Annotated in this window: 11 protein-coding genes and 1 pseudogene; 9 read left to right on the top strand and 3 right to left on the bottom strand. The window is 73.3% G+C overall.

Annotated elements, in window-relative coordinates:
• Positions 1–26: 26 nt before the first annotated feature.
• Together ACFV0Q_RS27850 and ACFV0Q_RS27845 are read right to left on the bottom strand one after the other, a co-directional pair.
• Entirely contained in the window at positions 27–740 is a 714-nt protein-coding gene (locus tag ACFV0Q_RS27850) for a phosphatase PAP2 family protein (protein WP_385009108.1), read from the bottom strand.
• 166 nt (positions 741–906) lie between these two features.
• A complete protein-coding gene (locus ACFV0Q_RS27845; protein WP_385009107.1) occupies positions 907–1,869 on the bottom strand; it encodes an alpha/beta hydrolase fold domain-containing protein in 963 nt (320 codons plus the stop codon).
• 208 nt (positions 1,870–2,077) lie between these two features.
• On the opposite strand from ACFV0Q_RS27845, the gene ACFV0Q_RS27840 reads away from it, so the two are divergent.
• The 9 genes and pseudogenes from ACFV0Q_RS27840 to ACFV0Q_RS27800 all read left to right on the top strand — a co-directional run bounded on the left by ACFV0Q_RS27840 (position 2,078) and on the right by ACFV0Q_RS27800 (position 11,955).
• Positions 2,078–2,716, top strand: coding sequence for an ATP-binding protein (locus ACFV0Q_RS27840; RefSeq protein WP_385009106.1), 639 nt, complete (start codon positions 2,078–2,080; stop codon positions 2,714–2,716).
• Positions 2,717–2,731: 15 nt separating this feature from the next.
• A pseudogene (locus ACFV0Q_RS27835) lies at positions 2,732–4,357 on the top strand (AMP-binding protein); the annotation flags it as partial.
• Positions 4,343–4,897, top strand: a complete 555-nt coding sequence (locus ACFV0Q_RS27830; protein ID WP_385009110.1) for an acyl-CoA thioesterase — start codon at positions 4,343–4,345, stop codon at positions 4,895–4,897. The pseudogene ACFV0Q_RS27835 and the gene ACFV0Q_RS27830, both read left to right, overlap by 15 nt.
• Positions 4,888–7,188, top strand: coding sequence for an FAD-dependent monooxygenase (locus ACFV0Q_RS27825; RefSeq protein WP_385009105.1), 2,301 nt, complete (start codon positions 4,888–4,890; stop codon positions 7,186–7,188). The genes ACFV0Q_RS27830 and ACFV0Q_RS27825 overlap by 10 nt, the downstream gene beginning before the upstream one ends.
• 15 nt (positions 7,189–7,203) lie before the next feature.
• The gene (locus ACFV0Q_RS27820) at positions 7,204–8,226 is read left to right on the top strand and encodes a carbon-nitrogen hydrolase family protein (protein WP_385009104.1); all 1,023 of its coding nucleotides are present in this window, start codon (positions 7,204–7,206) and stop codon (positions 8,224–8,226) included.
• The gene (locus ACFV0Q_RS27815; RefSeq protein WP_385009103.1) at positions 8,223–9,347 is read left to right on the top strand and encodes a cupin domain-containing protein; all 1,125 of its coding nucleotides are present in this window, start codon (positions 8,223–8,225) and stop codon (positions 9,345–9,347) included. The genes ACFV0Q_RS27820 and ACFV0Q_RS27815 overlap by 4 nt, the downstream gene beginning before the upstream one ends.
• Positions 9,348–9,364: 17 nt before the next feature.
• A complete protein-coding gene (locus ACFV0Q_RS27810; protein ID WP_385009102.1) occupies positions 9,365–10,267 on the top strand; it encodes a fumarylacetoacetate hydrolase family protein in 903 nt (300 codons plus the stop codon).
• Positions 10,268–10,360: 93 nt separating this feature from the next.
• Positions 10,361–11,068 (top strand): Asp/Glu racemase, encoded by a 708-nt coding sequence (locus tag ACFV0Q_RS27805; RefSeq protein WP_385009109.1) that lies wholly within the window; start codon positions 10,361–10,363, stop codon positions 11,066–11,068.
• A 59-nt stretch (positions 11,069–11,127) separates the two neighbouring features.
• Entirely contained in the window at positions 11,128–11,955 is an 828-nt protein-coding gene (locus tag ACFV0Q_RS27800; RefSeq protein ID WP_385009101.1) for a PaaX family transcriptional regulator C-terminal domain-containing protein, read from the top strand.
• Positions 11,956–11,967: 12 nt separating this feature from the next.
• Here ACFV0Q_RS27800 and ACFV0Q_RS27795 read toward each other — a convergent pair whose 3' ends face one another.
• Positions 11,968–13,128 (bottom strand): FAD-dependent oxidoreductase, encoded by a 1,161-nt coding sequence (locus tag ACFV0Q_RS27795; RefSeq protein ID WP_385009100.1) that lies wholly within the window; start codon positions 13,126–13,128, stop codon positions 11,968–11,970.
• Positions 13,129–13,188: the final 60 nt, after the last annotated feature.

The following is a 13,188-nucleotide window of genomic DNA, read 5'->3' as shown; positions in this document are numbered from 1 at the left end:
GACCGGGAGCCGCCGTCCTGTTTCCGTTACGGGAGCGCGGGGGCGACGGCCGGGGCGCTCGCGGCCGCCCCCCGGCGGTCGCGGACGGATTCCCGGGCCAGCGCGGGGGCGCAGAGCCACCACGCCACCAGACCCGCGCCCGCTCCGGCGGCCGCTCCGGCCACCGTGTCGGTGAGCCAGTGCGCGTGCAGCCAGGTACGGCTCCACATCATGGCCAGTGTGAACACCGCGCCCCCGGGCCACCAGGCCCGCCGCCGGGCGGCCGGCACCAGCAGTGCGCCGACGAGTACGACGAGCAGCGCCGCCCCGGCCGCGTGCCCGGACGGGAACGAGCCGTGGTCGACCCGGACCAGGGGGTGCGCCGGGCGCGGCCGGTCCACCAGGTGCTTGAGCCCCTGGACGACGAGCACGTTGCCGGCGAGGTAGACGCAGAGCAGGAACCCCGCCGAGGCCCAGCGTCTGCGCAGGAGCAGGAAGAGCAGCAGGGCGAGCGGAACGACGGCACCCAGCGGGCCGCCGAACCAGTTCAGGACGGCGGCCAGGACGGCGTACGGCCCTTCGTGGGGGCCGCCCATCCAGGACAGCCACCGGTCGTCCAGCCCCTGGAACGGCGGGTCCGCCGGGTCCGGCTGGACGGCGAGGACCGGCAGCGTGGCGAGGGCCAGCAGCACGAGACCCGCCGCGAGGACACCGGGACGGCGCCCGGCGGCGGGGTTCTGGGGGAGTGGATTGCGGGACATGAGTGCCTCTCGCGACCGCGTGCGGGGTGGCGTCCGCGGTCCTTGGATGATCGACGTGCCCTCGGGACCGGCCGGGCCGGGCCCCGAGGCGGAACAGGACCGCGAGGGAGCGGACGCGGACGCGGATGCGGTCCCGGGCCCGGGAGCAGGCCCGGGCCCGGGGGCCTCAGGCTCCCGCCGCGCCCAGGTGGCCGGCCAGGAACGCGACGCTCTCCGCGACGATCCCCTGGATGTCGGGGGAGCCCAGGAAGATGTGGTCGGCGCCGTCGACCGGCCGCAGCGTCACCTCGCCGCCCGCCCCCGCCAGGGCCTCGGCGAGCGCCTCGCTCTGGCTGAACGGGACCAGCCCGTCCCGCGTGCCGTGGACCAGCAGGAACGGCGGCGGGGTCGAGTCCGCCGCGTACGTCACCGGGCTCGCGGCCCGGGCCAGCGCCGGCCGCTCCGCCTCGGTGCCGCCGAGCAGGGCCTCGTACGGGTCGGGGAACTCGACGCCGGGCGGCATCGCCATCGCGGGCATGGGGTGCCCGGCCAGGGCGACGATGTCGGAGACCCCGTACCAGTCGACGACGGCCCGGACGTCGGTGTCCCCGGCGCCCACCCCGTGCGTGCCCTCCAGCGCTGCGGCGTCCGCGCTGCCGGGGCCGACGAGCCCGGCCAGCGCCGCCAGGTGGCCGCCCGCGGACTCGCCCCAGACGGCTATCCGGTCGGGGTCGATGCCGAGGGTTCCGGCGAAGTGGCGGACGTAGCGGATCGCGGCCTTCACGTCGTGCAGCTGGGCCGGGAAGGGGGCCTCCAGGCTGTGCCGGTAGTCGATGGAGACGAGCGCGAGCCCGGCCGCCAGGACCGAGCCGTGCAGCAGGGCGGCGGGCACGGTCGGCGGCGGGTAGCGGCGGTCGCCGTCCAGCCAGCCGCCGCCGTGGATCCAGACGACCGCCGGGAAGAGCCCCTCGCCGGCCGGCAGCCGGACGTCGAGGAGCCGCGGGCGGTAGCCCGGCGTGGTGGCGTACGTGACCCCGTGGAAGTGGCGCACGCCGTGCTCGTCCGTCACGGGCGGCACCGGGGGCTGGTAGGGCGGGGGCGGCCAGGTCATGTCGGCCAGGTCGAGCTCGGCCGGGTGGGATTGCGTCATTGCGGCCCTTCTGCCGGCCCCGGGCTTCGTAACGCTTTGTCCGAAATGCTTGCGCGTGGCGCCCGGGGGGTCTTAACGTGTTACACGTGTAATCAAAACTCTAGCGACGTATTTCCGCTGACAACAAGCCCATCGGCTGTTTAGTTTTCGCGCCGGTTACACGAGCCACTCCAGCGGTGTCGTCGCTCACCCCCTCTGGGAGCACGTCATGCTCACCGCCGCAGCGCACCCCGCGCCCCCCTTTCCCGCCCCGTCCCAGGGCCTGTCCCCGGTCGACGCCCCGGTCGACGCCCCGGTCGCGGACCGGGATTCCGTCCCGGCCCCGGCCCCGGAACCCGCCCGGGTCTTCGTCCACTGGGTCGACTCGCCCACCGCCGCGAGCGTTCCCCTGGTCCGGAGCCGCGTCCGCGCCGTGCTCGAAGGCTGGCGGATCGCCGCCGACCTCGCGGACACCCTGCTGCTGGCCGTCAGCGAACTCGTCGGCAACGTCGTCCGGCACGCCGCCACCGCCGTCGGCCGAATGTGCGTCGGCGTCTCCTGCGGCGAGGGGTGGCTGCGGCTGGAGGTTGCCGACGGGGCGGCCGCCCTGCCCCGGCTGCCCGACCCCGCCGCCGGGGTCGACCCGGACGGCGAGAGCGGGCGCGGACTGCTCCTCGTCCAGCTCATGGCCGCCGAGATGGGCGGCGAACTCGCCGTGCTGGCCCACGAGTTCGGCAAGTCCGTGCGCGTGCGCATCCCCGTCTCCCGAGTCGCCGCGACGGTGCCGCGCGGAACCGGGATATCGCGGAAAGTTGACGGCCGCCAAAATATCGAGATACTTGCCCCATCTCCCCCCGCTGCTCCCTGATCGAGGTGCCGCCCCATGGAGCTCTCCCCTTCGGCACATGCCGATTCCTTCTGCCGCGACCGGCTGCCCGACTTCTCCCTCTGGCCCGAACTCCACTTCGAGCTACCCGAGTTGGACTATCCCGACCGGCTCAACTGCGCCCGCCGCCTGCTCGACGACGCCGTCGAACGCTGGGGCCCCGACCGTCCCTGTCTCCTCACCCCGACCGAACGCTGGACCTACGGCGAGCTCCAGCGGCGCGCCGACCAGGTCGCCCAGGTGCTCACCGAGGACCACGGCCTCCGGCCCGGAAACCGCGTCCTGCTGCGCGGCCCCAACAACCCCTGGCTCGTCGCCGCGTGGTTCGGGGTGCTCAAGGCGGGCGGGGTGGCCGTCACGACCATGCCGCTGCTGCGCTCCACCGAACTCGCCGAACTGTGCGAGATCAGCCTCCCGACGGTCGCCATCTGCGACCACCGCTACACCGGGGAGCTCGAAACGGCCGCCCTTCCCGCCCCTCCCGGCGCGCCCGGTCTGCCGGTCATCCCGTACGGGGGCCCCGGCGCGGCCGATCTGACCGCCCGCTGCGCCACGAAGGAGGGCCGGTTCACCGCCGTCGAGACGGCCGCCGACGACGTGGCGCTCATCGCCTTCACCTCCGGTACGACCGGCCGCCCCAAGGCGACCCTGCACTTCCACCGGGACGTCCTCGCCAACGCCGACACGTTCTCCCGGCACGTCCTGCGACCCCGCCCCGACGACGTCTTCACCGGGACGCCGCCGCTCGCCTTCACCTTCGGACTCGGCGGACTGGTGGTCTTCCCCCTGCACGTCGGGGCCTCGACCCTGCTGATCGAGCAGGCCGCCCCCCAGGAGCTGGCCGACCTCGTCGCCGCGCACGGGGTGACCGTCCTGTTCACCGCACCCACCGCCTACCGAGCGATCATGGCCGCCGGGGCGACCGGGCAGCTGTCCGGCCTGCGCCGCTGCGTGTCCGCCGGGGAACCCCTGCCCGCCGCCGTGTGGGAGGAGTTCCACGCCGCCACCGGCCTGCGCATCATCGACGGCATCGGCGCCACCGAGATGCTGCACGTGTTCATCTCCGCCGCCGACCAGGACATCCGCCCCGGCTCAACGGGCCGGCCCGTCCCCGGATACCGGGCCGCCGTCGTCGACGAGCGCGGCGATCCCGTCCCCGACGGGCAGCCCGGCCTGCTGGCCGTCACCGGACCCACCGGCTGCCGCTACCTCGCCGACCCGCGCCAGACGACGTACGTCAGGAACGGCTGGAACATCACCGGCGACACCTACATCCGCGACGCCGACGGCTACTTCTGGTACGTGGCCCGCAGCGACGACATGATCGTCTCCTCCGGCTACAACATCGCGGGGCCGGAGGTCGAGAAGGCCCTCGCCGCCCACCCGTACGTCGAGGACTGCGGGGTCGTCGGCGCCCCCGACGAGCGGCGCGGCATGGTCGTCAAGGCGTACGTCGTCCTGCGCGAGGGCGTCCCGACGGCCGAGGACACCGTCCGTACGCTCCAGGCCCACGTCAAGGCGGCCATCGCCCCGTACAAGTACCCGAGGGCCGTCGAGTTCGTCGCGGAACTCCCCCGGACCACCAACGGCAAGCTCCAGCGCGCCGAACTGCGCGGACGCGCCCGGGCCGAGGCCCGCGCCGAGGACAGACGCACCGAACGCGAACCGGCCGAGGGGTCCTGCGCCGCCGGAACCCCCGAGGCGCTCGTCACCCACCTGCCCAGCGTCACCGTCGAACGCCGCGTCGAGTGGCCCGACACCGACGCGGCCGGCCACTACCACCACTCCACCGTCGTCCGCTGGGTCGAGGCCGCCGAGGCCGTACTGCTGCGCCGGCTCGGCCTGTCCCACCTCTTCGGCAGCACCCCCCGCGTCCACTTCGAGGCCGACTACCGCGCCCGGCTCTGGTTCGGCGAAGCCGTCCGCACCGAGCTCCGCGTCACCAAGGTCGGCACCAGCTCCCTGCACTACGCCTTCACGGTCCTCGGCGAGGAGGGGGCGGAGGCCGCCACCGGCCGCATGGTCATCGCCCACTCGGCGGCCCGCGCCACCGGCACCACCCCCTGGCCCGCCGACGTGCGCGAGGTCCTCACCAAGGCGGGCCCGCAGGCCCCCGAGCTGATCACCGGAACCAGAACCACAGGAGGTACCCCGTGCGCGTAGCAGTCATCGGAGGAGGGCCCGGAGGCCTGTACTTCGCGGCCCTGGCCAAGCAGCTCTCCCCGGACTGGGAGGTGACCGTCTGGGAACGCAACGCCCCCGACGACACGTTCGGCTTCGGAGTCGTCTTCTCCGACGAGACCCTCGACGGCATCGCCACCGCCGACCCCGAGATCCACGCCGCCATGTCGGCGGAGTTCGCCCGCTGGAGCGACATCGACGTCCGCTACCGCGGCCGCACCCTCACCTCCGGCGGCCACGGCTTCGCCGCCCTCGGCCGGCGCAGCCTGCTGCGGATCCTCCAGGACCGCTGCGCCGCCCTCGCCGTGGACGTCCGCTACCGCACCCAGGCCCCGCCCGCCGGCCGACTCGCCGCCGAGTACGACCTGGTGGTGGCCTGCGACGGCGTCCGGTCGGCCACCCGCGCCGCCTACGCCGACACCTTCGGCCCCGACCTCGACGAGCGCTCCGGCCGCTACATGTGGCTCGGCACCGACAAGGTCTTCGAGGCCTTCACCTTCATCGTGGAGGAAGGGGACTTCGGCACCCTCCAGGTGCACGCCTACCCGTACGACGACACCCGCTCCACCTTCATCGTGGAGCTGGACGAGGACTCCTGGCAGCGCGCCGGCTTCGCGCAATCCGCCGGCCGCGCGTACGCGCCCGGCGCCAGCGACGAGGACGGCATCCGCCGCTGCGAGGAGATCCTCGCCGGGCACCTGGACGGCCACCGGCTCCTGCCCAACAACTCCAAGTGGCTGAGCTTCACCACCGTGCGCAACCGCACCTGGCGGCACGAGAACGTGGTCCTGCTCGGCGACGCCGCCCACACCGCCCACTTCTCCATCGGCTCCGGCACCAAGCTGGCCATGGAGGACGCCCTCGCCCTCGCCGCCTGCCTGCACGAGCACCAGGGCGACGTCCCCGGCGCGCTCGCCGCGTACGAGGACGAGCGCCGGCCGGTCGTGGAGTCCACCCAGCGGGCCGCCCAGGCGAGCCTCGAATGGTTCGAGAACATCGACCGCTACACCGGCCAGGACCCGCACCAGTTCGCCTTCAACCTGCTGACCCGCAGCCGCCGCGTCACCTACGACAACCTGCGCGTCCGCGACGAGGCCTTCACCACCGCCGTCAACACCACCGCACCCGTCCCGCCGATGTTCCGCCCCTTCCGGATCGGCGGCCTGCACCTGCGCAACCGTGTCGTCGTCCCGCCCACCGCCCTCGCCACCGCCCGCGACGGCATCCCGGGCGACTTCGACCTCGTCCACCTGAGCACCCAGGCCCTCGGCGGGGCCGGTCTCGTCATCGCCGGCATGACCGCCGTCGGCGCCGACGCCCGCCCCGACCCGGGCTGCCCGGGCCTGTGGAGCGACGAACAGGAGGCCGCCTGGCAGCGGATCACGGGCTTCGTCCACGGCCAGAGCGACACCTGCCTCGGCATCCAGCTCACCCACGCGGGACGCCGCGCGGCCGCCGGACCACGACCGCCGATCGCCGCCTCCGCCCAGCCCTGGGACGAGCACGCCCCGGCGCCCCGCGAGGCGACCCGCGCCGACATGGACCAGGTCGTACGGGACTTCACGGCCGCGGCCGCACGCGCCGACCGGGCGGGGTTCGACGCCCTGGAACTCCAGTACGGGCACGGGCACCTGATCTCCGGGTTCCTCTCCCCGCTGACCAACCAGCGCACCGACGAGTACGGCGGCACCCTCGCCGGACGGCTGCGCTTCCCCCTGGAAGTGCTGCGCGCCGTACGGGAGACCTGGCCCGCCGGGAAGGCGCTGCTGGTGCGGATCTCCGCCGCCGACTGGGCGGAGGGCGGCCTGAGCGAGGCCGACGCCGTCGGGATCGCCCGGGCCCTCGCCGAGGCGGGCGCCGACGCCATCGACGTCTCCACCGGCGAGGTCGTCCCGTACGAGCGGCCGCGCTACGGCCGCAGCTACCAGACCCCGTACGCCGACCTGATCCGCAACGCCACCGGGGTACCGACCATCGCCGTCGGCGCGATCTCCACGTACGACGACGTCAACTCGATCATCCTGGCCGGCCGCGCCGACCTGTGCGGCGTGGGCCGCGCCCAGCTCCACGACCCGCTGTGGACCCTGCACGCGGCCGCCGCCCAGGGCTACCGCGGCCCGGCCGCGCCCTGGGCGCCGTCCTGGAAGGCCGGCAGCGGCCGTCCGCCCGCCGCCCGCACGGACCGGGTGCCGCCGCGCCTGGAACTCCTGCGGCAGGCCGCCGCGCCCGTGCACCAGCGCTGGCTGCCGCGCGTCGCCACCGCGTCCCGCTGAAAGGGGAGTCCCCCGTTGAACCGTCCGCAGCCCCCCTGCGACCTGCCCCGTTTCACGGCGGCCGCCGTCCAGGCCGCGCCCGTCTACCTCGACCCCGCCGCCACCGTCGACAAGGCCGTCGCCCTGATCGCCGAGGCGGCCGGGAACGGGGCCCGGCTGATCGTGTTCCCCGAGGTGTTCGTCCCCGGATACCCGTACTGGAACTGGACGATGAACCCCGTCCAGGGCTCGCCCTGGTTCGAGCGCCTCCAGCGCGCCTCGGTCGACATCCCCGGCCCCCACGTCGACGCCCTGCGCGCGGCGGCCCGCCAGCACGGGGTGGTCGTGGTCATCGGCGTCAACGAGCGCGCCGCCCACAGCCTCGGCGTCCTCTACAACACCCTGCTCACCATCGGCCCGGACGGCGAGCTCCTCGGCGTCCACCGCAAACTGGTGCCCACCTGGGCCGAGAAGCTCACCTGGACCGGCGGAGACGGCAGTTCCCTGCGCGTCCACCAGACCCCCGTCGGCCCGCTCGGGGCCCTCGCCTGCGGGGAGAACACCAACACCCTGGCCCGGTTCGCCCTCCTCGCTCAGGGCGAACTCGTCCACGCCGCCTGCTACATCGCACTGCCCGTCGCCCCGGCCGACTACGACATGGCCGAAGCCATCGCCGTCCGGACCGCCGCCCACAGCTTCGAGGGCAAGGTCTTCTCCGTCGTCGCCTGCTCCACCGTCTCCCCGGAGATCGTCGAGCTCCTCGCCGGGGACGACGAGGAACTGCGCGCCCAGTTCCAGCGGCCGCGCAGCGCCCTGTCCGGCATCTTCGGCCCCGACGGCCGCCCCGTCACCGAACCGCTCGTCGACGACGAGGGCATCGTCTACGGCGAGATCGACCTCGGCCGCTGCATCCAGCCCAAGCAGATGCACGACATCACCGGCCACTACAACCGCTTCGACATCTTCCGCCTCGAAGTCGACAACACCCCGCGCCCGCCGGTCACCTTCACCGTGCCGTTCCCGGGCCCCCTGACCACCACCCCTGAGGAGGACGCATGACCATCGAGCAGGACGACACCATGCTCGGCCGCGCCCGGGTCTCCGACACCCCCGAACTCACCGCCTACTACGGCGAGCTGGAAGCCCTGGACGCCGGCGCCCTGTGGACCGTCGCCAACGACATCGAGCCCTGGTACCCGCAGCCCAAGTCCGTTCCCGTGCTGTGGCGTTACGAGGAGCTGCGGCCCCTCGTCCACAAGGCCCTCGGCCTCGTCAAGGCCGACGACGCCGGCCGCCGCGTCGTCATGCTCGTCAACCCCGGCCGCAGGGACGTCAGCGCCGCCGCCGGACTCCTCTACACCGGCCTCCAGATCATGGGCCCCGGCGAGGCCATGACCGCCCACCGGCACCAGGCCGCCGCCCTGCGCTTCGTCCACGAGGGCACCGGCGCCTGGACCATCGTCGACGGCCAGAAGCTCAAGGTCGGCCCGCGCGACTTCGCCATCACCCCGAACGGCACCTGGCACGAACACGGCAACGACGGGACCGACGCCCCGGTGATATGGCAGGACGGCCTGGACATCCCGCTCGTCAACGCCCTGGACGCCGGGTTCTACGAGGTGCACCCCGAGCTCCACCAGAAGCCCGGGAAGGTCGTCAACTCCTCCGTCCTCACCTACTCCGCCGCCCTGCTGCCGTACGGCTCGCAGAAGTGGACCCGGCCCTACTCCCCGCTGCTCGCCTACCCGTGGGAGCCGACCTACGAGGCCCTGCGCGGCCTCGCCAAGGCGACCGAGGGCTCCCCGTACGACGGGGTCATCGCGGAGTACACCAACCCGGTGACCGGCGGCCCGGTAATGCCGACCATGGGTGCCCACATGCAGCTGCTGCGCCCCGGGCAGGTCACCGCCGCCCACCGGCACACCGGCTCGGTGATCTACACCGTCGCCAAGGGCCGCGGCGCCTCCGTGATCGCCGGACGGCGCTTCGAGTGGCGGGAAGGGGACATCTTCTGCGTCCCGTCCTGGGCCTGGCACGAGCACCACAACCTCGACCCGTCCGAGGACGCCTGCCTCTTCTCCTTCAACGACTTCCCCGTCATGCGCTCGCTCGGCTTCCACCGCGAAGAGGCGTACCCCGACCACGGCGGCCACCAGCCCGTCACCGCCACCACCGCCTGACCCGCGAGGAGCCCCCCATGCGTTTGCTGACCTTCACCGCCGCCCCGTACGGAGCCGCACCGCGCCTCGGCGTCGAGACGGACGGCCACGTCCTCGACGTCGCCGCCCTCGCCGACCACGCGGGCGTCCCGCTCCCGCACGACCTGCTCGGCCTCATCCAGGCCGGCCCCTCCACCCTCGACGCCGTCCGCCGACTGCTCGGCGGAGACCGGCCGGCCCACGCCGTCCACCGGACCGAGGACGTCCGTCTCGGCGCGCCCCTGCGCCCCGGCAAGATCATCGGCGTCGGGCTCAACTACGTCGAACACGTGGAGGAGTCCAGCCGCAGCCTCGACACCGACAAGGAACTCCCGCCCCGCCCCGTGCTGTTCAGCAAGCCCGCCACCGCCGTCACCGGCCCCGGCGCGCCCATCCTGCACAACGCCGACCTCACCACCCAGCTGGACTGGGAGTGCGAACTCGCCGTCGTCATCGGCCGCACCGCCCACCGGGTGAGCGAGGAGGACGCGTACGACCACATCTTTGGCTTCAGCATCGTCAACGACATCAGCGCCCGCGACCAGCGCCGCTCCGGCCAGTGGTTCTTCTCCAAGGGGCAGGACTCGTACGCGCCCTTCGGCCCGGTCGTCGTCACCGCGGACGAGATCCCCGACCCCATGGACCTCGACCTCTCGCTGCGCGTCAACGGGGTCACCAAGCAGAAGTCGAACACCCGGCACATGCTCTTCCCCATCGCCCGGCTGATCGCCGACATCAGCTCCGGCGTGACCCTGGAGCCCGGCGACGTCATCGCGACGGGATCGCCCTCCGGGGTCGGGGCCGGCATGGTCCCGCCCGAGTTCCTCACGCCCGGTGACACGGTGGAGGCCACGGTCCAGCTGATCGGCACCCTGGCCAACCCCGTCGTCGACGCCCGCTGATCCCCGTACCTCCGTACCGACCGAGAACCGAGGAGTACCGTGCCGCCCCGTACCTACCGCATCGGCCAGATCGTGCCGAGCTCCAACGTCACCATGGAGACCGAGGTTCCCGCGATCCTGCGCGCCCGCGCCGGCATCGCACCGGACGAGCGGTTCACCTTCCACTCCAGCCGGATGCGCATGACCCACGTGACCCCGGAGCAGCTCAAGGCCATGGACGCCGACTCCGACCGCTGCGCGGTGGAACTCTCCGACGCGCGGGTCGACGTACTCGGCTACGCCTGTCTCGTGGCCATCATGAGCATGGGACCCGGCTACCACCGGGTCTCCGAGGAGCGGCTGCACCGGCGCACGGTCGAGAACGGCGCCCCGGCACCGGTCGTCACCAGCGCGGGCGCCCTCGTCCACGGGCTCGACACCATCGGGGCCAAGAAGATCGCCCTGCTCGCCCCCTACATGCGCCCCCTCACGCAGACCGTCGTGGACTACCTCACCCGGGAGGGCATCGAGGTCATCGACCACCGGGCCCTGGAGATCCCGAACAACCTCGACGTCGCCGCGCACGACCCGGCCAGGCTGCCCGGCCTCGCCCGCGCGCTGGAGTACGCCGACGCCGACGCGGTCGTCCTGTCCGCCTGCGTGCAGATGCCCTCGCTGGGCGTCATCGAGGAGGCGGAGCAGCTCCTGGGCAAGCCGGTCGTCTCGGCCGCCGTGTGCACCGCCCACCAGATGCTGCGCGCCCTGGACCTCCCGGCCGTCGCCCCGGGTGCGGGGCACCTGCTGTCGGGGGCCTATGCCTGACCGGCCGGGCCCCGAGGGGGCACCGATATGATCGCGACCGCGTACAACGGAAGGCGATCATGTCGGACAGCCCCCTCAGGCCCAGCTCGTTGATCAACACGGTCTACGGGGCGTTCCTGCGCCGCCTCGGCGGCTGGATCTCCATCGCGGACCTGATCACGCTGATGGGCGAACTGGACGTCGACGGCCCCGCCGTGCGCTCGGCGATCTCCCGGCTGAAGAAGCGCGGAGTCCTCGAACCGGAGCGCCGCGACGCCACCGGCTACCGGCTGAGCCCCGCGTTCCTGCCCGTCTTCGACGAGGGAGACCGCCGGATCTTCGCCAGCCTGGAACCCGCGGACCTGGCGGACGGCTGGGCCATGGCGGTGTTCTCCGTACCCGAGTCGGAACGCTCCCACCGCTACCAGCTGCGCACCCGCCTGAGCTGGCTGGGCTTCGGCAACATCGCCCCGGGCGTGTGGCTGGCGCCCGGCCGGCTGCTCCAGGACGCGCGGAGCATGCTCGTACGGCTCGGCCTCAGCGAGTACGTCCATCTCTTCGCCGCCGAGTACGCGGCCTTCAGCGATCTGCCGGGCACGGTCAGCTCGTGGTGGGACTTCCCGGCGATCCAGACGCAGTACGCGGCGTTCACCGATACCTACGCGCCGGTCGCGGCGCGGCTGGCGGCGGCCGAAGCCGAGCCCGAACCCGCCGAGGCGTTCCGCCACTACGTCCCGCTGCTCACCCAGTGGCGGCGCCTGCCGTACCTGGACCCGGGCCTGCCCACGGAACTGCTGCCGCCGGACTGGAACGCGGTGGCGGCCCGTCAGCTCTTCCAGCAGCTGCACGCGATCCTGCTGGCCCCCAGCCTGCGCCACGTCGGCGACGTCACGGGGCTGCGGGACTGACGCGGGCGCCGGTCAGGCTCCGCTCATGTGGGCGAGGACCTGGGCGGCGCTGTCGGGGGCGAACGCTCCGTCGATGCCTTCCGCGGCTCCTGCGGCGGCTTCGGTGGAGCGGGGCAGCAGGACGGCCTCGTACGCGGTGACGGCGGCGTCGACGGTCGGGTGGCCGACGAGGGCCCGCGCGAGGTCGGCGGCGTCGAGCATCGCGAGGTTGGCGCCCATGCCGGAGAACGGCGACATGAGGTGGGCGGCGTCGCCGAGGAGGGTGACGCCGGGGGTGTGGGACCAGGTGTGGGGGACGGGCAGCGCGTACAGGGGGCGGTTGGTGTAGCCGGTGTCGGTGTCGGTGATGAAGCCGAGCAGGTCCGGGCTCCAGCCGGCGAACTCCTTGAGCAGGGCTTCGCGCACGGCGGGGGCGTCGGTCGTGTCGATACCGGCCCGCTGGTGCCAGTCCTCCTCGGTGCGCATGCCGATGTAGGCGCGGATGTGGCCCCCGCTGTTGCGCTGGGCGACGAAGCCCCGGTTGTCGTCGAGCGCCATCATCGTGCCGTTCCCGGTGAGGGCGGCCAGCCGGGGGTGGCGGGTGCCGGCGTCGTTCAGTCCGGTTTCGACGAAGGTGACGCCCGTGTAGCGGGGCGTGGCGTCGGAGAGCAGGCGCCGGATCCTGGACCAGGCCCCGTCGGCGCCGATGACGAGGTCGACGTCGGTGGTGGTGCCGTCGGCGAAGTGCAGACGGTGGACGCCGTCGGAGCCGAGGGGTTCGCCGCGGGTGAGCCGGTGGCCCCAGCGCACGGTGCCGGGGTTCAGGGAGCCGAGGAGGAGGTCGCGGAGCTGACCCCGGTCGATCTCGGGATTGCCCTCCGAGGGGTCGCCCGCGGGTGGGGCGGCGTCGAAGCGGACGCGTCCGTCCCGGCCGACCAAACGCATCTGCTGTCCCTCGGGGCGGGCCTCGGCCAGGAACGCGTCGAGGAGACCGGCCGCGCGCAGGGCGTGCTGGCCGGAGCCCGGGTGCAGGTCGAGGGTGCCGCCCTGGTCGGGGGCGGCGGGGGAGGGGGCGAGGTCGTAGACCGTGGGCGCGAGGCCGTACTGCTGGAGGATGCGGGCGCAGGTCAGGCCGCCGGGGCCGGCGCCGATGACCGCGATGCGGGGGTGCGGGTTCATGGGGTGTGGGTTCATGGGCTCAGAAAAACACACCGACTCAATAAGTGCAACGACTCAACTTTTGATGCTGCTGAA

The organism is Streptomyces sp. NPDC059564, from assembly GCF_042735575.1.
GTDB lineage: Bacteria > Actinomycetota > Actinomycetes > Streptomycetales > Streptomycetaceae > Streptomyces.
This window is presented reverse-complemented; position numbering and strand designations above follow the sequence as displayed.